This window comes from Nonomuraea fuscirosea (assembly GCF_003001935.1).
GTDB classification, from domain to species: Bacteria; Actinomycetota; Actinomycetes; order Streptosporangiales; family Streptosporangiaceae; genus Nonomuraea; species Nonomuraea fuscirosea.
The window spans coordinates 190,289-207,779 of sequence record NZ_PVNG01000022.1 but is presented as its reverse complement, the minus strand read 5'-3'; the positions used below and the strand labels follow the sequence as shown (position 1 = coordinate 207,779).

Annotated in this window: 17 protein-coding genes; 4 read left to right on the top strand and 13 right to left on the bottom strand. The window is 71.0% G+C overall.

Going from position 1 to position 17,491, the window contains the following annotated elements; all coding sequences use genetic code 11:
* Nucleotides 1–460 precede the first annotated feature (460 nt).
* The 3 genes from B0I32_RS41765 to B0I32_RS41755 are packed head-to-tail and all read right to left on the bottom strand — an operon-like array spanning nucleotide 461 to nucleotide 3,004.
* Entirely contained in the window at nucleotides 461–1,534 is a 1,074-nt protein-coding gene (locus tag B0I32_RS41765; RefSeq protein ID WP_106249139.1) for a spore photoproduct lyase family protein, read from the bottom strand.
* Nucleotides 1,535–1,552: 18 nt separating this feature from the next.
* A complete protein-coding gene (locus B0I32_RS41760) occupies nucleotides 1,553–2,296 on the bottom strand; it encodes a DNA-formamidopyrimidine glycosylase family protein (protein WP_106249138.1) in 744 nt (247 codons plus the stop codon).
* 9 nt (nucleotides 2,297–2,305) lie between these two features.
* Nucleotides 2,306–3,004 carry a TetR/AcrR family transcriptional regulator gene (locus B0I32_RS41755; RefSeq protein ID WP_106249136.1) on the bottom strand — a complete coding sequence of 233 codons (699 nt, stop codon included), beginning with the start codon at nucleotides 3,002–3,004 and terminating at the stop codon, nucleotides 2,306–2,308.
* Between the two features lie 96 nt (nucleotides 3,005–3,100).
* On the opposite strand from B0I32_RS41755, the gene B0I32_RS41750 reads away from it, so the two are divergent.
* Together B0I32_RS41750 and ilvD are read left to right on the top strand one after the other, a co-directional pair.
* Nucleotides 3,101–4,321 carry a saccharopine dehydrogenase family protein gene (locus B0I32_RS41750; protein WP_106249135.1) on the top strand — a complete coding sequence of 407 codons (1,221 nt, stop codon included), beginning with the start codon at nucleotides 3,101–3,103 and terminating at the stop codon, nucleotides 4,319–4,321.
* Nucleotides 4,322–4,397: 76 nt separating this feature from the next.
* Nucleotides 4,398–6,047: a dihydroxy-acid dehydratase gene (ilvD, locus tag B0I32_RS41745; protein WP_106249133.1), complete on the top strand. Its 1,650-nt coding sequence runs from the start codon at nucleotides 4,398–4,400 to the stop codon at nucleotides 6,045–6,047.
* 212 nt (nucleotides 6,048–6,259) lie between these two features.
* Here the strand turns inward: ilvD and B0I32_RS41740 are convergent, their stop codons facing one another.
* The 8 genes from B0I32_RS41740 to B0I32_RS41705 all read right to left on the bottom strand — a co-directional run bounded on the left by B0I32_RS41740 (nucleotide 6,260) and on the right by B0I32_RS41705 (nucleotide 13,448).
* Nucleotides 6,260–6,697: a hypothetical protein gene (locus B0I32_RS41740; protein ID WP_146178507.1), complete on the bottom strand. Its 438-nt coding sequence runs from the start codon at nucleotides 6,695–6,697 to the stop codon at nucleotides 6,260–6,262.
* A 161-nt stretch (nucleotides 6,698–6,858) separates the two neighbouring features.
* Complete coding sequence (locus B0I32_RS41735; protein WP_106249130.1) at nucleotides 6,859–7,752, bottom strand: sigma-70 family RNA polymerase sigma factor; 894 nt, start codon at nucleotides 7,750–7,752, stop codon at nucleotides 6,859–6,861.
* Nucleotides 7,753–7,761: 9 nt separating this feature from the next.
* A complete protein-coding gene (locus tag B0I32_RS41730) occupies nucleotides 7,762–8,148 on the bottom strand; it encodes an STAS domain-containing protein (protein ID WP_106249128.1) in 387 nt (128 codons plus the stop codon).
* Nucleotides 8,149–8,189: 41 nt separating this feature from the next.
* Complete coding sequence (locus B0I32_RS41725) at nucleotides 8,190–9,167, bottom strand: phosphotriesterase family protein (RefSeq protein WP_106249204.1); 978 nt, start codon at nucleotides 9,165–9,167, stop codon at nucleotides 8,190–8,192.
* A gap of 129 nt (nucleotides 9,168–9,296) precedes the next feature.
* Nucleotides 9,297–10,730 (bottom strand): methionine--tRNA ligase, encoded by a 1,434-nt coding sequence (locus B0I32_RS41720; RefSeq protein WP_106249127.1) that lies wholly within the window; start codon nucleotides 10,728–10,730, stop codon nucleotides 9,297–9,299.
* A gap of 109 nt (nucleotides 10,731–10,839) precedes the next feature.
* Nucleotides 10,840–12,096, bottom strand: coding sequence for an APC family permease (locus B0I32_RS41715; protein WP_106249125.1), 1,257 nt, complete (start codon nucleotides 12,094–12,096; stop codon nucleotides 10,840–10,842).
* 201 nt (nucleotides 12,097–12,297) lie between these two features.
* Nucleotides 12,298–12,756, bottom strand: coding sequence for a universal stress protein (locus B0I32_RS41710; protein WP_106249123.1), 459 nt, complete (start codon nucleotides 12,754–12,756; stop codon nucleotides 12,298–12,300).
* A gap of 71 nt (nucleotides 12,757–12,827) precedes the next feature.
* Nucleotides 12,828–13,448 carry a DUF998 domain-containing protein gene (locus B0I32_RS41705; protein ID WP_106249122.1) on the bottom strand — a complete coding sequence of 207 codons (621 nt, stop codon included), beginning with the start codon at nucleotides 13,446–13,448 and terminating at the stop codon, nucleotides 12,828–12,830.
* Nucleotides 13,449–13,720: 272 nt separating this feature from the next.
* Here B0I32_RS41705 and B0I32_RS41700 point away from each other — a divergent pair, with 272 nt between their 5' ends.
* Nucleotides 13,721–14,695, top strand: a complete 975-nt coding sequence (locus B0I32_RS41700) for an aldo/keto reductase (protein WP_106249202.1) — start codon at nucleotides 13,721–13,723, stop codon at nucleotides 14,693–14,695.
* Between the two features lie 4 nt (nucleotides 14,696–14,699).
* Here the strand turns inward: B0I32_RS41700 and B0I32_RS41695 are convergent, their stop codons facing one another.
* Nucleotides 14,700–15,632 carry a sensor histidine kinase gene (locus B0I32_RS41695; protein WP_106249120.1) on the bottom strand — a complete coding sequence of 311 codons (933 nt, stop codon included), beginning with the start codon at nucleotides 15,630–15,632 and terminating at the stop codon, nucleotides 14,700–14,702.
* Between the two features lie 185 nt (nucleotides 15,633–15,817).
* Here B0I32_RS41695 and B0I32_RS41690 point away from each other — a divergent pair, with 185 nt between their 5' ends.
* Nucleotides 15,818–16,372 carry a DUF1707 SHOCT-like domain-containing protein gene (locus tag B0I32_RS41690; RefSeq protein WP_245956358.1) on the top strand — a complete coding sequence of 185 codons (555 nt, stop codon included), beginning with the start codon at nucleotides 15,818–15,820 and terminating at the stop codon, nucleotides 16,370–16,372.
* Here the strand turns inward: B0I32_RS41690 and B0I32_RS41685 are convergent.
* A complete protein-coding gene (locus B0I32_RS41685) occupies nucleotides 16,342–17,454 on the bottom strand; it encodes an aromatic ring-hydroxylating oxygenase subunit alpha (RefSeq protein ID WP_106249117.1) in 1,113 nt (370 codons plus the stop codon). The genes B0I32_RS41690 and B0I32_RS41685 overlap by 31 nt on opposite strands.
* Nucleotides 17,455–17,491 lie beyond the last annotated feature (37 nt).

Below are 17,491 nucleotides of genomic sequence, written 5' to 3'. Positions count from 1 at the left end.
CCAGGTCAGGATGTCGGCGTGGCACCCACCCCAGCCCATCGCAACGTCGTTGGCGACAGGTGAACGTCACCGACGCGACGTCGCCGGCTGGGCAATGTCGGTCAGAATGGGAGCGTCAGGGGTGCAATGTCGGCGTTGCGATCTCGGCGTCGCGCCCTCGGCGTCGAACCCGCTGTCCGGTCACATCGGTGGCGGGCGCGATGTCCCAAACGTCGGCGTCCCCAGCGTCGGCGTCGCGCCCTCGACGGCCGGACCTGGTTTCCGGACGCGGTGAACGTGATGGCCTACCGGCGGCGGACGGACGTTGGTGTCGGGTTGCGGTGTTGGCGGACGGATGTCGGCAGCGGGGGGTCGGCCGGGGCAACCTGAGCGGCGCAACCTGAGCAGCCCAACCCGACAGCCCAACCCCGACAGCGCAGTCTCGGCCGTGCGACGCCATAGCGCGACGTCATCGCCGTCGTCAGAAGGCGTACCGGATGCGGCAGTAAGGGAGGCGAGCTGTCAGGAGGTCGGTGAGGGCATTGACGTAGCGGCCCTTGTGGCCGGTGCGGTAGCGGACGTTCCAGCCGCCCGTCTGGGACCGCTTGGCCTGCTGCAGCTCCGGCCGCCACAGCACCTCCTCCGCCTTCGGATGCCAGCCCAGGTTGACCTCGTGCAGCCGGTCGTTGTGGGTCAGGAAGATGATCTCGGCGGCCAGCTGCTGCCGGGCCTGCGGGCTCAGCGCGTCGTCCAGTTGGGTGAACAGTTCGGCCCACGACTCCAGCCAGCCGTCTCTCACCACCACCGGGCTGAAGTTGACGTGCACCTCGTAGCCGGCGGCGACGAAGTCGGAGATGGCGGCGATCCGGTCGGCGATCGGGGAGGTGCGGATGTCGAGCAGTTTGGCGTCGGCGGCGGGCATGAGGCTGAACCGGATCCGGGTGCGGCCGCGCGGGTCCCAGTCCAGGAGTTCCGGGTTGACGTATTTGGTGGCGAAGCTGGCCTTGGCCTCGGGCAGGTCGCGGAAGAGTTCGACGAGGTCGCGGACGTTCCGTGAGACGGTGGCGTCGAGGGAGCAGTCGGAGTTCTCGCCGATGTCGTAGACCCAGGCGTGCGGGTCGACCTGGTTGGGCTCGGTCTTGGACCCCTGGCGGCCGGCGTGGCGGCGCAGGTAGCCGAGGATCTGGTCGATGTTGGCGAACACCGTGATCGGGTTGCTGTAGCCCTTGCGCCGGGGCACGTAGCAGTAGGCGCAGGCCATGGCGCAGCCGTTGGCCGTCGAGGGGGCGATGAAGTCGGCCGAGCGGCCGTTGGGCCGGGCGGTCAGCGACTTCTTGACCCCGAGCACGAGCGCCTCGGTCTTGATCCGCACCCAGCGGGCCACGTTGGTCTCGTCGCCGTACAGCTCGGGGATGCGGTGGTGGCTCTCGACCTCCACCCGTTCGGCGTCGGGAAACCGGGCCAGGATCTCCTGCCCGCGCGGCAGCTCGGCGGCGGCGGGCTCGACGTAGATGCGGCGGATGTCCAGCAGGTTGTTACGAGAAGTGAGATTCATGTTACTCCTCGTTCCAGGCTACCCGCCCTGTTCGACCGGGCACGCATAGGCGGTCCTGGAGGCCAGCGGCCAGATCTCGACGGGGGCGCCGCAGCGGCGGCAGTGTTCGCGCTTGTAGACCCAGCGCTCGTCGGGCGCGTCCGGGTCGCTGATCACCTGGCCGGCGTCGCGTCCCATGGCGAGGTGCGTCACCGCCGTCTCCCACAGCCGCAGGGCCGCCGGCTCGTCCACGTCGCGCCGGCTCGGATGCAGGCCGGTCAGGTAGAGCAGTTCGGCCCGCCAGGCGTTGCCGATGCCCGCCCACACGCCCTGGTCGAGCACGGCCGCCCCGACCGGCCCCTTGAACGCGGTCAGCCGCCGCACCGCCTCGCGCGAGGAGGCGTCCGCGCGCAGCGGGTCGGGGCCGAGCGAGGTCCGCAGTGCCGTCACGGCGTCCGCGTCGAGGGGTTCGCAGCGGGAGGGCGCGATGAGGTCGTACGCCACCTCGTCCGTGGCCAACCGCAGCCGGGTGCCGGCCCGGGGTTCTGCGGCCGGGTCGTCGTACCGGAGGAAGATGCCGCGCATCCCCAGGTGGACGTGGATCGCCTCGTCGCCGAAGTGGTAGAGGAGGTGTTTGCCCACGGCCTCCACCTCCGTCACCGTGCGCCCGTCGTAGGGCCGCGCGTCGAAGCGGCCCTGGGGACCTGACGCGCGCACGACGCGCCCGGCGAGGTCGCTGTGCTGGGCGTCGGCGTGGCGGTGGATCAGGTGTCCTTCGGGCATACCCGGGACCTACCCCGTGAGCTGGGCGGACGCGCTGGACAGCAGCATGTCGAGCGCCGTCGGGTACGCGCTGTCGTTCATCCGCGCGACCAGCAGCGGCGCGGTGGCCGCGATGTTCGGGTGGGTGCTGGCGGGCAGCCGCGCGTACGTGTCGCGCCACACCTCCTCGTCGGCCTCCCGCGCCGCCTTCGGCAGGGCCAGTGTGGCGGCATCGAGGATGGCGAAGGCCAGGCTCTGGTCGATGAAAGCGTGATAAATCCGGACCGCGTCCGCGTCGGCGAAGCCGGCCCCGCGCACGATGCCGAGGATCGTCTCGTCGCCGGCAACCTCGTTCGGCCGGCCGGTGACCCGGCTGGCGGTCAGCACGGCGGCCTGCGGATGGGCCAGGTAGGCGTGGTGGATGCGCAGGCCGAGGTCGCGCAGGTCGGCCCGCCAGTCACCGGTGGCCCGCCAGTCCTCCATGGCGTGGCGGAACAGCTCGTCCGCGATGGCCAGGATCAGATCGTCCATGCCGCGGAAGTAGCGGTAGACGGTGCTGGCGTCAGCGCCGAGCGCGAGGCCGAGCCTGCGGGCACTCAGCCCGTCGGCGCCGTGCTCGCGCAACATCCGCAGCGCGGTCTCCACGATCAGCGCGTGCGTCAGCACCTGTCCTCGCTTGGTGGGACGCCGCCGCCGGCGCGCCGACTCCGGCACCACTCGCTTGGCCACGCGCTCCTCCTTATGCCAACACCATTGACGTTGACCAGCCTACGGACGTTGGATGGTCAACACACCCCCAAATCAGCCAAAAGGGGATTTATCGTCATGCGTATCCTTATCGTGGGAGCCGGCGGCGTGGGAACCGCCATCACCCGGATCGCCGCCCGCCGCCCGTTCTTCGACCACATGGTGGTCGCCGACTACGACCTGCCCCGCGCCAAGGCCGCCGTCGCCGCGCTCGGCGACCGGGCCGCCAGGTTCACCCCGGCCAGGGTCGACGCCGCCGACGCGCGGGCCGTCACCGCGCTGCTGGCCGAGCACCGCTGCGACGTGCTGCTCAACGCCACCGACCCGCGTTTCGTGCTGCCGCTGTTCGAGGCGGCGCTGGCCGCCGGGGCCGACTACCTCGACATGGCCATGTCGATGTCCAGGCCGCACCCCGACCGGCCGTACGAGGAGGTGGGTGTCAAGCTCGGCGACGAGCAGTTCGCCCGCGCGGGCGAGTGGGCCGAGCGGGGCAGGCTGGCGCTGGTCGGCATGGGCGTGGAGCCCGGCCTGGCCGACGTCTTCGCCCGCTACGCCGCCGACGAGCTGTTCGACGAGATCGAGGAGATCGGCATCAGGGACGGCGGCAACCTCACCGTCGACGGCTACGACTTCGCCCCCTCCTTCTCCATCTGGACCACGATCGAGGAGTGCCTCAACCCACCGCTCGTCTACGAGAAGGAGCGCGGCTGGTACACCACGGAGCCGTTCAGCGAGCCCGAGATCTTCGACTTCCCCGACGGGATCGGCCCGGTGGAGTGCGTGAACGTCGAGCACGAGGAGGTCGTGCTGGTGCCGCGATGGATCCCGGCGCAGCGGGTGACGTTCAAGTACGGCCTCGGCGAGGACTTCATCGGCACGCTCAAGACCCTGCACGCGCTCGGCGTGGACCGCACCGAGCCGGTCGCCGTCATGACCGACCGCGGCGAGGCCAGGGTGTCACCGCGTGACGTGGTCGCCGCCGTGCTGCCCGACCCGGCCGCGCTCGGCGACCGCATGCACGGCAAGACCTGCGCCGGCACCTGGGTGAAGGGCGTCAAGGACGGGCGGGCGCGTGAGGTGTACCTCTATCACGTGGTCGACAACGAGTGGTCGATGCGCGAGTACGGCTCCCAGGCGGTGGTCTGGCAGACCGCGGTCAACCCGGTGATCGCGCTGGAGCTGATGGCGACGGGCGTCTGGAAGGGCGCGGGCGTGCTGGGTCCCGAGGCTTTCGAGCCGCGGCCGTTCCTCGATCTGCTGGTCGAGTACGGCTCACCGTGGGGTCTGCGCGAGCAGTGAGGGGGGCCGGGGTCCACCGGCGACGGCGGGCGCAGCATCATGGGGAGGCAGCGAACCGAACATCGGAGGTTTTCCCTTGAGCATCGCCGACGATCCCGACCGCGCACCGGCCCGATCCCACCTGTACGCCATGGGCCTGTCGGAGGAGGAGATGCGCCGGCCCGTGGTCGGCATCGCCTCCACCTGGACCGGCACGATGCCGTGCAACCTCAACCACCGCGACCTGGCCGCCCAGGTGGCCGAGGGCGTGCGCGCGGCGGGCGGGCTGCCCATGGAGTTCAACACGATCGCCGTCTCCGACAACCTCACCATGCACACCCCCGGCATGCGCACCTCGCTGATCAGCCGCGAGGTCATCGCCGACTCCATCGAGCTGATGGGCCGCGCGCACGGCTTCGACGCGCTGGTGGCCATCGTCGGCTGCGACAAGACCGTACCGGCCGCGATCATGGCGCTGGCCAGGCTGGACGTGCCCTCGGTCGTCCTCTACAGCGGCAGCATGCTGCCGGGCCGCTGGCGCGGAAAGGACGTGACCATCCAGGACATGTGGGAGGCGCTCGGCGAGCGCGAGGTCGGCCGGATGGACCAGGCCGACCTCGACGACCTGGCCAAGCACGCCTGCCCGGGGGCGGGCACCTGCGCCGCCCAGTACACCGCCAACACCATGGGCACCGTCGCCGACTTCCTCGGCCTGGCCCCGTTCGGCGTCGGCGACATCCCGGCCACCGTCCCCGACAAGGAGGCCGCCGCCCGCCGCGTGGGCGAGATCGCCATGCGCGCGCTGGCCGCCGACGCCCGCCCCTCCAAGGTGCTGACCGCCGACGCGCTGCACAATGCGATCGTGTCGGTGGCCGCCATGGGCGGCTCCACGAACGCCGTGCTGCACCTGCTGGCCATCGCCCGCGAGGCCGGGCTGCCGCTGGAGATCGACCGGATCGGCGAGATCTGCCGCCAGGTCCCGATCATCACCGGGCTCAAGCCCAGCGGCGGCGACGGCACCGCCCTGGACCTGTGGCGGGCCGGCGGCACCGCCCTGGTGGTCCGCCGCCTGCTGGAGGCCGGGCTGCTGCGCGAGAACGTCACCCTCGTCGACGGCCGCAGCCTGGCCGACGTCGCCGCCGACGCCCGGGAGACCCCCGGCCAGACCGTGGTGGCCGGTGCCGACCGGCCGTTCAAGCCGCGCGGCGCGCTGGCCATCCTGCGCGGCTCGCTCGCCCCGGGCGGCTGCGTGCTCAAGCTCGGCGGCAAGGACGACTTCCGCCACGAGGGCCCGGCCCGCGTGTTCGACTCCGAGGCCGACTGCTACACCGCGATCCAGCAGGGACAGATCGTGGCCGGCGACGTCATCGTGGTCCGCTACGAGGGCCCGGCGGGCGGGCCCGGCATGCGCGAGATGCTTTCGATCACCGGCCCGCTCGTGGGACGGGGTCTCGGCAGTTCGGTCGCCCTGGTCACCGACGGCCGCTTCAGCGGGGTCTCGCACGGGCTGGTCATCGGGCACGTGGCGCCCGAGGCGTACCACGGCGGCCCGATCGCCCTGGTCCGTGACGGCGACGCCATCGTGATCGACAGCGCGGCCGGCACCCTGGACCTGCTCGTCCCCGAGGAGGAACTGGCCGCACGCCGGGCCGCCTGGCAGCGTCCCGACCGGCCCGTCGAGCGCGGCGTGCTGACCAAGTACGTGGCCACCGTCGCCTCCGCCTCCGACGGCGCCGTCACGGCCTGAGGTCGCGGACCGAACACGGGGTGAGGGCGGCTATGCTGCGCAATGACGTTTGCCGCCCTCGCCCTTGAAGGAGACTTCCGCGATGTACAAGGAGTTCGCTGTCGAGGCCGTGATGTGGGTCGTCCCGGTCGTGGTGCTGATCGGGGTAGCGCTCCTCGTCACCGCGTGAGCCCTGGGGGGCCGGGCCGCTGCCGGCCGGCCCCCTCACTCGCTCAGCGGTAGTAGCGGTAGGCCACGCTGGTCTTGGCGTGGCGGTTGAAGTAGGCCCAGCCGTCCAGGAAGTTGTTCCACCTCTGCGACAGCGCCCGCGTGCGTACGGTGCAGGCGGCGTAGCGGACCTTGCGCGGCTTGATGGTGCCGACGTAGTCGTAGCAGCTGCCGACCGACCTGCCGTTGACGCTCAGCCGCGCGTTCAGCTTGACGCGGTAGAGGTACTTGCGGGAGATGTTCGTGATCCGGACGTTGATCCGGCAGGTGTCCTTGCACCGGCCCCAGGAGACCTTGGTGCGGATCAGCTGACGAGCGGCCGTCGTCGTGGCGGTCTCCGCCGCGAACGAGGTCCGCGCGGATGTGGACGCGCCGGCGGGCGTGGCCATGAGCGAAGTCGCGGCAGCGGCCACTAAGGCCGCGCCGGCGAGGCGCTTGTACATTCTGCCCCCAGAATCGAAACGGTCGCGTCCCCCTCTGGCCGCGACCCGTGTCTCTTCGACTACTATCAGGCACCAGGACAAAATCATGCACGACGTGCAAGATTCGATATAGAACGGTTATCCGCTTATATCGGCTTTATCCGCCCAAGTCGTGGCCCGTCTCAGGAGGCCCACGCCAGCAGCGGCCCGCCCTCCCTGAGCCGCCGCAACGCCTGTTTCTCCAGCTGGCGGATGCGCTCCCTGGTCAGGCCGAGCTGCTCGGCGATCTCGGTGTAGCTCTGGGCCTCCTGCCCGGCCAGACCGTACCGGCGCCTGATCACGAAGGCCTCGCGCGGCGGCAGCGTCGTGACCACCGCGCGCAGCTCCGCGCCGAGCGCGCGGCGCTCGGTGAACTCCTGCACCTGCGGGCCCTCCTCGTCGGCGATCATGTCGCCGATCCGGCTCTCGCCGTGCTCCCCCACCGGCAGGTCCAGGCTGACCATCTCCTGGCCGAGCCGGCGCAACGCCGCCACCTGGGCCGGCGACCGCTCGGCCACCTCGCCCAGCTCCGCCTCGGTCGGCTCGCGGCCCAGCTCGGCGGCCAGCCGGCGCTCGACCCTGATCAGCCGCGACAGCTCCTCCGCCACGTGGATGGGCAGCCGCACGGTACGGCTCTTGTCGTGGATGCCGCGCTCGATCGCCTGGCGGATCCACCACATCCCGTACGTGGAGAACTTGTAGCCGCGCGTGTAGTCGAACTTCTCCACGGCTCTGATGAGCCCGAGGTTCCCCTCCTGGATGACGTCCAGCATCGGCAGCCCCCGGTAGGAGTAACGCCTGGCTGCGGCCACGACCAGCCGGAGGTTGGACCTGATCAGCAGGTCCTTGGCGCGCCGCCCGTCACGTGCGACGCGGTGGAGTTCTGGCGTGCCCTCACCACGCTCGATCAGATGGCCCGCGTACAGGCCTGCCTCGATCCGCCGGGCGAGGTCCACTTCGTCCGCGGCGGAGAGCAAGGGGATTTTTCCGATCTGCTCCAGGTACGTGCCGAGCAGATCGGGCTCGTCGGCCGACATGCCCGGGCACTACCCGGTAAACGGCGGCGGATTCCCCTCTTCGTTGAGTTCCGCGATGGCCAGCTCGGCCGTGGAGCGGATGTCGAAGAACTTGTCCAGCGCGGTGATCGCGAACAGGTGCTTGCACCTGCCGTTGAGCCCCGACAGCAGCAGCCTGCCGCCCGAGGCGGTGACGGCCTTGTGCAGATAGACCAGGACGGAAAGACCCGAGGAGTCGCAGACGGCCACCGCCTGCATGTCGATGACGAGCATCGGGGGCTGGGTGAGATCGAGCGCCTTGGTGACGCGATCGCGAACCTCGGCCGCCGACCCGAAATCGAAATCCCCCGTCAGCCGCGCGATGACGCAAGGTCCCTGGAGTCCGAGGCTTATCGACAAGGCCTGCTCCGAAGTCACCCAGCTCCACCTACCCGCGTTGCTTTCCCGATCCGACCACTTTACGAGAAGTAGCGCTTCGGGTTGAACACCAGCATCTGCTCAATCTGGTCATCGGTCACACCCAAGCCCAGCAGTGCGGCCAAAACGTCGTCGTGAATGTGATCGTAGCGCCAGTTCGGCGCGAGCGTGCTGCGGGTCTCCTCCCAGTCGCCGCCGAAGTAGTCCATGAAGCAGGCCGTGTCGTGGCTGAGGACCATGCGGTCGGCGTATCCGCGCTCGCACAGCGCCGCGATCGTGGCCACGCGCTGCGCCGTCGGGTTGTAGACGTCCAGGCCGAACCGGTCCATCCCGAGGGTCGCGCCGGTGTCGGCCAGGCGCATGAGGTAGTCGAGGTCGTTGCTGTCGCCGGCGTGCCCGACGACCACTTTGCACAGGTCGACGCCCTCCTTGGCGAACAGGTCGAGCGCGAGGAGACCGCTGCGCTCGGCGGAGTTCGTGTGCACGGTGATGGGCGCGCCCGTCCGCAGGTGGGCCTGCGCGACGGACCGGCAGATGCGCTCGACGCCGGGCGTCAGGCCCTTCGCGTCCACGGCGCACTTGAGGAAGGCCGCCTTGACGCCGGTGCCGGCGATGCCCTCGGTCAGGTCGCGGACGAAGTCGTCGATCATCGGGTCGGGGCGGTCGATGATCAGGCCGGGGCCGCGGAAGGTGTAGGTGTGGGGCAGCTCCTCGAAGACGTAGATGCCGGTGGCCACGATGATGTTGAGGCCGGGCACCTGCTCGGAGACGCGAAGGATGCGCGGAATGTGCCGGCCGAGGCCCCACACCGTCGGGTCGACGATCGTGCGCACGCCCTTGGCGGCCACCGCGCGCAGCTTGGTGACGGCGTCGGCGATCCGTTCCTCCTCGTCCCACCAGGCGCCCCTGCCGTAGTTCTCCAGGTGCTCGGTGGCGACCACGAAGACGTGCTCGTGCATCAGCGTCTGCCCGAGCTCGCCGACGTCGACGGGGCCGCGAAGGGTCTCGACTGTGGGCATGCGCGCCTCCATACCGGCTGGTCGGTGTGCGCCAAACTAAGCTCCTGCCGACCCGCCGTCAACAGCCACGCCGCACGACCCCGCCATCGTTCAGTGAGCCGCCGTCGGACCTGCCGCGCGGCGGCGCGGTCAGGCCGTGCCGCGTGCCGCCGGGCGCGCGTGGCGGGGGAAGAGCGGCTCGGGCCGGGTCAGGCGGCCGGCGCCGACCGCCGCCGACACACGTGCCGCCGCGCCCGGCAGGAACGGCTCCAGCTGCACGGCCAGCTCCCGGCAGGTCCGCACCAGCGTGCCCAGCGACGCCTCCCGCTCGCGCGGCGACTGCTGCCAGGGCCGGGCGAGCTCGACGTACCGGTTGGCCTCCTCGACGAGCGTCCACACCGCCAGCGCCGCCCGCCGGAAGTCGAACTCCGCCAGCGCCGCGTCCACCACGCCGTCCACCTCCGCGAGCGGCTCCCCCTCCTCGGGTACGTGGCCGTCCAGGAAGCGGACGACCATCGTGGCGACCCGGCTGACCAGGTTCCCCAGGCCGTTGGCCAGATCCTCGTCGGCCCTGGCGACCAGCCGCGCCTCGGTGAAGTCGGCGTCGCCCACGCGCGGCACCTCGCGCAGCAGCCACCACCGCACCGCGTCCGTCCCGTACGCCCGCACGAGCGCCGCCGGATCGGCGGCGTTCCCCGACGACTTGCTGATCTTGCGCCCGTCGGCCGTGAGGTAGTCGTGCACGAAGATCGCCGTGGGCAGCGGACGCCCGGCGGACAGCAGCATGGCCGGCCAGTACACCGCGTGGAAGCGGATCACCCCCTTGCCCACGAGATGGACCTTGCTCGGCTCACGCACCCACCACCGCTCGTAATCGCCACCGCCACCGTCATTCAGCGCGGTGATGTAGTTGGCCAGCGCGTCCCACCACACGTACACCACCTGGGCGGGATCGCCGGGCACCGGGATCCCCCACCCTCTGGCCCGGGCGGCGGAGCGGGAGACGCTGATGTCGTCGAGTCCGGCCGCGACGAAGGCCAGCACCTCGTTGCGGCGCGCGGCGGGCTCGATCCGTAGTCGGCCGCTGCTGATCAGGGCGTACAGGTCGTCCTGGTAGCGGGAGAGGCGGAAGAACCAGTTCTGCTCGGAGACGCGCTGCAGCGGCGCCTCGTGCCCGTCGGGGCAGGGCCCTTCGGGGTAGAACTGCTCGCAGCCAACGCAGTAGAGCCCCTCGTAGTGGCGCTGGTAGAGGTCGTGCCCGGTCTCCCGCCAGATGCGCTCGACGCCCTCACGGTGCGCGGGGTGGGTGCTGGTCCTGATGAAGGAGTCGAACGACAGGGCGAGCGGCCCGCGCAGGCCCTCGAACGCGGCGGCGTTCCGGTCGACCAGCTCGCGCACCGGCACGCCCGCCGCCTCCGCGGCCAGCACGTTCTTCAGCGAGTTGTCGTCGGTGCCGGTCTGGAACCGTACGGGCTCGCCCCGCCGCCGGTGGTGCCTGGCCAGCACGTCGGCCTGGACGAGTTCCAGGGCGTGGCCGAGGTGGGGCCGGGCGTTGACGTAGGGGATGGTCGTCGTGATGTACATCGGATGCCTCCCGTGGGGCCCCGGACACGACGAGAGGCCCCGGCTAGCAGGGCCTCAACGTGAACGTGGCGGTGGACCCCCTAGGGGGTCATCATCACCGCGCGAGTCGTCATGAGGACATCGTACGCCCTCGACGCACCGCGTAGATCACCCAGCCGACGGCGAACACCGCGACCCCGGCCAGCACCGACGCCAGGGGCAACGTCGCCGCCAGCACCAGGCAGAGCACCAGCCCCAGCACGGGGACGACGCGCGGCGGCGCCCCCTCCTCGCGGCCGAGCGTGAGCGCGCAGGCGTTGGCGACGGCGTAGTAGACCAGCACGCCGAACGAGGAGAAGCCGATCGCCCCGCGCAGGTCGGCCACCAGCAGCAGCACGATCACCGCCGCGCCCACGGCCAGCTCGGCCCGCCTCGGCACCTGCCGCACCGGGTCCACGGCGGCCAGCGCCCCCGGCAGGTCGCGCTCGCGCGCCATGGCCAGCACCGTGCGGGAGACGCCGAGCAGCAGCGCCAGCAGCGCGCCGAGCGCCGCCACCGCGGCCCCGACCGTCACGACGGGCGCCATCCAGCCGAACCCGGCCTCCCTGACCAGGTCGGTGAGCGGCGCGGTGGATCTGGCCAGCAGCTCCGGCTTCAGCGTACGCAGCGCGGCCAGGGCGACCAGCAGGTAGACGACGAGCGTGACGGCCAGCGCGATGCCGACGGCCCGGGGGATGGTGCGGGCCGGGTCGCGCACCTCCTCGCCGAGGGTGGCGATCCTGGCGTATCCGGCGAAGGCGAAGAACAGCAGCCCGGCCGCCTGCAGCACGCCCCAGGGGTGAGTGCTGATCAGCGCCGGGTCCGGCGTGTACGAGAACCACCGCACCACGTCGTCACCCACCAGCCCGGCCACGACGACCCCGGCGAGCACGGCCAGCACGAAGACCACGATCACCCGCGCCGCGCCGGCCGAGCGGCGCACCCCGAAGAGGTTGAGCGCCGTCAGCACGGCCACCGCCGCGACGGCCGCCGGCCGTTCGCGCCCCGGCAGCACGTACGCGCCGAACGTGAGCGCCATCGCCGCGCACGAGGCGGTCTTGCCGACCGTGAAGCCCCAGCCGGCCAGGTAACCCCACAGCGGCCCGAGGCGGCGCCTGCCGTAGACGTAGGTGCCGCCCGACTCGGGGTAGAGGGCGGCCAGGCGGGCCGAGGAGGTGGCGTTGCAGTAGGCCACGACGGCGGCCAGCGCGAGCGAGACCAGCAGCCATTCGCCGGCGGCCGCGGCGGCGGGGGCGAAGGCGGCGAACACGCCCGCGCCGATCATCGCGCTCAGCCCCACGACCACCGCGTCGGTGGTGCCGAGCCGGCGCGCCAGCTCCTCCGGCATCGTCCTCGCCTCCCCTGCCCGCCAGGAGGAACCCACTCTGCCCTATCCCACCGACAGATCCCCACCAACGCCGGGTGAACGTCCCGCGCCGATCCCGGTCCAGGATGAACGTCCCGCTCCCCACCGGACGTCCTGCTCCGGTCCTGGTCCCGACCGGACGCGGTCCCGAGGCCGGTCGGGATCACCGGCCGGACGTCCCGCTCAGTCGTCCTTTTCCGTGCCCGGCACCACCAGCACCGGCCGCCGCGCGTGGTGCAGCACCCGGTCCGAGGTGCTGCCCAGCAGCAGCGAACGCACCCCGCCCAGCCCTCTGGTCCCGGTCACGATGAGGTCGGCGTCCAGTTCGTCGGCCACGTCCACGATCGTCGACCAGACGGCCACGGAGTCCGGCTCGCACCGGGGCGTCGCCTCCAGCCCCGCCTGCCGGGCCAGCTCCGCCCCCTGCCGGGCCAGGGCGGTCATCGCCTCGGCCACCGCCTCGTCCTCCACGCCCGTCTGGTCGAACGTCATCATGAGCCCGGCCGAGGCGCGGGCCGTGGTCATCGCCAGGCGCTCCCACACCGTCAGCACGACCGCCTGCTGCCCGGGGAACTGCCGCCCGGCGAAGGCGATGGCGGCCTTGGCGTCGTCGGAACCGTCGTACGCGATCAGAATCGTCATTTTCAGCCACTCCACAAGAGGTTCGGACCTGACCTCTATCCAGGACGGCGGCTTTCACGCCTCAATGATCGTCAGGCCAGGGCGGGCGCGACCTCGCGCCGGGCCGACGGCCTGAGCAGCGACAGCCCGGCCAGCGCCAGCACGCCGAGCTCGGTGACGACCACGACCCGCTGGGTGAGCCCGGCGGGGATGTCGTCGTTGCTCAGCGGGATGCCGAACATGCGCACCACGTACGGGACCACGACCAGCAGCAGGGCGCCCAGGGCCAGCGCGCTGAGGATCCGCATCGCCTTCGCGTACGGGCTCCTCGCCCTGGCCAGCAGCATCCCCGCGGCGGGCATCATCATGAAGGCGGCGAAGGCGGCGTAGCGGTGGATGCCGCCCGACATCGACAGCGGCACGCCGGGCCTGTCGGTGGGGAAGGCCCCGACCAGGAACATGCTCACCCCCCAGAGCAGCAGCAGGGCCACGATCCAGCCGCTCGCCCCGGACCGGCGCAGCGCCTCGGCGATCAGCGCGGAGCCCACGGCGAACAGGGTGAGCGAGGCGGGCAGCAGCCAGCCGGCCGACTGCCAGACGTACTCGCTGATCACGCTGTGCAGCGGGTCGAGGTTCGATGCCGCGTGCAAGGTGAGCATGGCGCCGCTTCCCGCGCCGATGGCGGTGAATCCCGTGACGAGCAAAGCCTTCATACGTTTTACGCTCGCGGAACGCGGCTTTTGCGAACATCGGAGATCGGCCCGGTCCGGCCCTGAAGGATCCCTTAATACCTTGGTCGGAGTAAGCCCTGAGGCGGGCCGCTGACCTGCGTGGAGATGACCCCGGGTAGGGCTCGCCCCCTCAGGGTGGGGGCGGCGGGCCCGACCCGATTTGACCTAGAGCGCCCTCGAAGGGCGACCCTGGAAGAGGAAGATCCGGCACGGGCAGCGCCGGAGCAGTGGATCGACAGCTACAGGGGATGGACATGGAAAGGCGCGTACTCGGCAGGGACGGTCTCGAGGTCTCCGCTCTCGGCCTCGGCTGCATGGGCATGTCGGAGTTCTATGGTCACGGCGACGAGAAGGAGTCCGTCGCCGTCATCCACCGGGCCCTCGACCTCGGCATGAACTTCCTCGACACCGCCGACATGTACGGCAGGGGCACCAACGAGGAGCTGGTCGGCCGGGCCGTCAAGGGCCGCAGGGACGAGGCGGTGGTGGCCACCAAGTTCGGCGTCAAGCGCGACGGCGCCTCCCGGACGATCGAGAACAGCCCCGAGTACATCAGGGCGGCGTGCGACGCCTCGCTGCGGCGGCTCGGCATCGACCGCATCGACCTCTACTACATGCACCGCCGCAATCCCGACGTGCCGATCGAGGAGTCGGTCGGGGCGATGGCGGAGCTGGTCGAGCAGGGCAAGGTGGCCCATCTCGGACTGTCCGAGGTGTCGGCCGCCACGCTGCGCCAGGCCGTCGCCGTGCATCCGATCGCGGCCCTGCAGAGCGAGTACTCGCTGTTCACCCGGGGCCTGGAGGCGGAGATCCTGCCCGCGGCCAGGGAGCTGGGGGTGGGGCTGGTGGCGTACTCGCCGATCAGCCGCGGCCTGCTGTCGGGCGCGATGCCGGGCGCCGGCGAGCTGGCCGACGACGACTTCCGGCGGCACATGCCGCGCTACTCCGGCGAGAACGCCGAGCACAACCTGGCGCTGGCGGCCGCGGTGAAGCGCGTCGCCGACGAGGCCGGCATGACGGCGGCGCAGATCTCCCTGGCCTGGCTGCTGGCCCAGGGCGAGGACGTCGTGCCGATCCCGGGCACGAAGCGGCTGAAGTATCTGGAGGAGAACGCCGCCGCCGCGGACCTCACGCTGACGCCCGAGCAGCTCGACGCGCTGGTGCGGGCCGTTCCCGCGGACGCGGTGCGCGGGACGCGTTATCCCAGCATGAACGAGGTCGAGCGCTGACCGCTCACGGGCCGGGCCGGTCGGGGTCGAAGTAGACCCTGACCGTGGTCGCGCCGGCCCTGGTGTGCACGCGGACGAGGTCGCTGAGCAGGTTGACGATGAGCAGGCCGCGGGAGCCCGCGGTGCGCGGGTCGACCGGCTCGCGGCCCGCCAGCGGGTCGGTGATGTGGCCGGCGTCGCTGACCTCGCACACCAGCCGGCCCTCCTCGGCCCACACCCGCAGCGTGCCCGCGCCGCCGCCGTGGTCGAGGCTGTTGGCGCCCAGCTCGGCCACCGTCAGCCGGATGTCGTCGAGGCGGTCGGCGCCGAAGCCCATCGCGGCGGCCTCGCGGGCGGCCAGGCCGCGCGCCGCCGACAGGTTGCCGTTGTCGAAGCGCAGCGAGACGAACGTCTCGGGCTCGTCGAGCGGCCGGTTGTGCCCCTCGATCACCAGCTCGGGCGCGTAGTCGGCGCTGTCCCACTCGCGGGAGGCGTCGCGCAGCACGGGATGGGTGCGGGCCGCCTCTTCGAGCACCTCGGGGGTGAGGCCGTCGAGGTCGTACGGGCACAGGATCGTGGCCCGCCGGCCGCTGAAGGCCAGGTTGATCAGCGCCTCGTGCTGGGCGCAGGCCGGATATTCGGTCACGCTGCGGCCCGGCCAGATCGGCTCGCCGATGATGCGCACGTGCCGGCCCGGATGCCGGTCGGCGAACTCGCGCAGGACGCCGGGGATGATCCGCCCCGGGTTGCGCCCGGCCTCCGTCATGTCGAGCAGCAGCACTTTGCCCGCTTCCGCCCCGAGCGCCGTCTCGATCAGGGCGAGATTCGCGGCGGGCACGGCGACCGCCACGGGGTCGCCCGCGGCCAGCCCTTCGCGGACGAAAGCCGTGGTGGCGGCCACGTATTCGGGTGCGCCCCGGTAGAGGAGTGCCGGGTGCGCGAACGGTTTCGCCGACATCACCTTCCACGCTACCCAAGGTTGATGAATTCACGGCAATCCATTGGGGTACCTAAAGGGATGTGAAGAGAGTCCAGCTCGTTCGCCGCCCCCGTCCGACCCGTAACCCCTACGGCTCCCTCGATCTCCGCACTCCTTCAGGCCGACGGCTCCCGTTCTGAGCCGCACGACCTTATGCTCGGGACATGTCGGAATTGCAGATGAGAGTGTCCGACGAGGACCGGGAGCGCACCGCACAGCAGCTGCAGCGCGCGTTCACCGAAGGCCGCCTCAACCAGATCGAGCTCGAGGACCGGCTGGAGATCGCGCTGTCGGCGAAGACGTACGCGGACTTGCTGGGCCTGATCGACGATCTGCCCAGCGAGCAGCCCGCGGCCGGCGACGTGGTCGAGCTGGAGTCGAAGACCGGCAATCTCAAGCGTTCCGGCGACTGGAACGTCCCGCGCCGGCTACGGGTGTCGTCCAAGTACGGCAGCATCGACCTCGACCTGTCCGAGGCGGTCATCGCCCATTCCGTCGTGGAGATCGAGATCGACCTCACCTACGGCTCCGGCAAGATCATCGTGCCGGAGGGCGGCGTGGTGGACGTCGACGGCTTCAGGAGCGAGTGGGGCAGCGTCAACACCTCCGACCTGCCGAGCAGGCCACGGCCCGGTGCCCTGCGGGTGGTGATCACCGGGCGGGCGAAATACGGCAGTCTCACGGTGCGCTATCCGCGCAGACGCTGGTTCACCCATTGATGGAAGAGCGAGATGTGGTGCTCGCTGGGCACGAGCACCCCGCCCTCCCGGTACGCCCGTGACGACATGCCCGGCTGGGTGCGCTCACAGGCGTCGAAGTCCTGCGCGTTGACCCGGTGGAACAGCTCGACCGAGAGCGACAGGTCCGCCCCCGAGGCGATCACGTCCGGGTGGTAGAGCCAGTCGCACTCCACCACGGTCCTGTCCACGGCCATGGGGATCATGCGGTGCAGGATCACGTGGTCGGGCACCAGGTTGACGAACACCTGGGGCTTGACGGTGATCGCGTAGTAGCGCCGGTCCTGCTCGGCGGCGACGTCGGGCAGCTTGCCGAAGCCGGGGCTGCCGTCCACGGTGAACCCCTCGGCCCGCGCGGCGAACTCCGCGCCGTGGCCGACGTAGTACTGCGCCGCGAAGCCGCCGGCGAACTCGGGGAGCACGGCGGTCAGCTCGGGGTGGATGGTGGCGCAGTGGTAGCACTCCATGAAGTTCTCGACGATGAGCTTCCAGTTGGCCTTGACGTCGTAGACGATGCGGCGGCCGAGCGCGAGCTGCTCCACGTGGTAGCGCTCGATGGCGGCGGGGTCGCCGAGGCGTTCCGTGGCGGCGTACATGACCTCGTCCTCGAACGAGGGCGGCTCGGCGGCCAGGCAGACCCACGCGTACCCGAGCCATTCGCGCAGGTGGACGGGTGACAGGCCGTACTGGACGCGGTCGATGTCGGGCATCTTGGCCAGGTTGGGCGCGGCGGCCAGGCGGCCGTCGAGGTCGTAGGACCAGGCGTGGTAGGCGCACCTGATCGTCCTTCTGACCTCGCCCGCCTCCTCGGCGCACAAGCGCGCGCCGCGGTGCCGGCAGATGTTGAGGAAGGCACGTAAGCGCTGGTCGCGCCCACGCACCACGATCACGTTCTCCCTGCCGACCTGTACGGTCCTGAACGCCCCCGGCTTCGGCAGGTCGTCGGCCCTGACGGCGCAGAACCAGAGATCTTCGAAGATCCTGGCCTGCTCGTCCGCGAAGATCGCGGGGTCGGTGTAGGAGCGTCCTGGCAGCGTGGAGATCAAGCTCGACGTGGTGGTCAACCGACACCCCTAGTTGCGTATTACGCACCGAGTTGCT

What these genes read in the sequence shown, in the direction of transcription:
- B0I32_RS41765 (WP_106249139.1), bottom strand. Translation starts at nt 1,534, where the DNA reads ATGAATCTCACTTCTCGTAACAACCTGCTGGACATCCGCCGCATCTAC.
- B0I32_RS41760 (WP_106249138.1), bottom strand. Translation starts at nt 2,296, where the DNA reads ATGCCCGAAGGACACCTGATCCACCGCCACGCCGACGCCCAGCACAGC.
- B0I32_RS41750 (WP_106249135.1), top strand. Translation starts at nt 3,101, where the DNA reads ATGCGTATCCTTATCGTGGGAGCCGGCGGCGTGGGAACCGCCATCACC.
- B0I32_RS41740 (WP_146178507.1), bottom strand. Translation starts at nt 6,697, where the DNA reads ATGTACAAGCGCCTCGCCGGCGCGGCCTTAGTGGCCGCTGCCGCGACT.
- B0I32_RS41735 (WP_106249130.1), bottom strand. Translation starts at nt 7,752, where the DNA reads ATGTCGGCCGACGAGCCCGATCTGCTCGGCACGTACCTGGAGCAGATC.
- B0I32_RS41725 (WP_106249204.1), bottom strand. Translation starts at nt 9,167, where the DNA reads ATGCCCACAGTCGAGACCCTTCGCGGCCCCGTCGACGTCGGCGAGCTC.
- B0I32_RS41720 (WP_106249127.1), bottom strand. Translation starts at nt 10,730, where the DNA reads ATGTACATCACGACGACCATCCCCTACGTCAACGCCCGGCCCCACCTC.
- B0I32_RS41715 (WP_106249125.1), bottom strand. Translation starts at nt 12,096, where the DNA reads ATGCCGGAGGAGCTGGCGCGCCGGCTCGGCACCACCGACGCGGTGGTC.
- B0I32_RS41710 (WP_106249123.1), bottom strand. Translation starts at nt 12,756, where the DNA reads ATGACGATTCTGATCGCGTACGACGGTTCCGACGACGCCAAGGCCGCC.
- B0I32_RS41705 (WP_106249122.1), bottom strand. Translation starts at nt 13,448, where the DNA reads ATGAAGGCTTTGCTCGTCACGGGATTCACCGCCATCGGCGCGGGAAGC.
- B0I32_RS41700 (WP_106249202.1), top strand. Translation starts at nt 13,721, where the DNA reads ATGGAAAGGCGCGTACTCGGCAGGGACGGTCTCGAGGTCTCCGCTCTC.
- B0I32_RS41695 (WP_106249120.1), bottom strand. Translation starts at nt 15,632, where the DNA reads ATGTCGGCGAAACCGTTCGCGCACCCGGCACTCCTCTACCGGGGCGCA.
- B0I32_RS41690 (WP_245956358.1), top strand. Translation starts at nt 15,818, where the DNA reads ATGTCGGAATTGCAGATGAGAGTGTCCGACGAGGACCGGGAGCGCACC.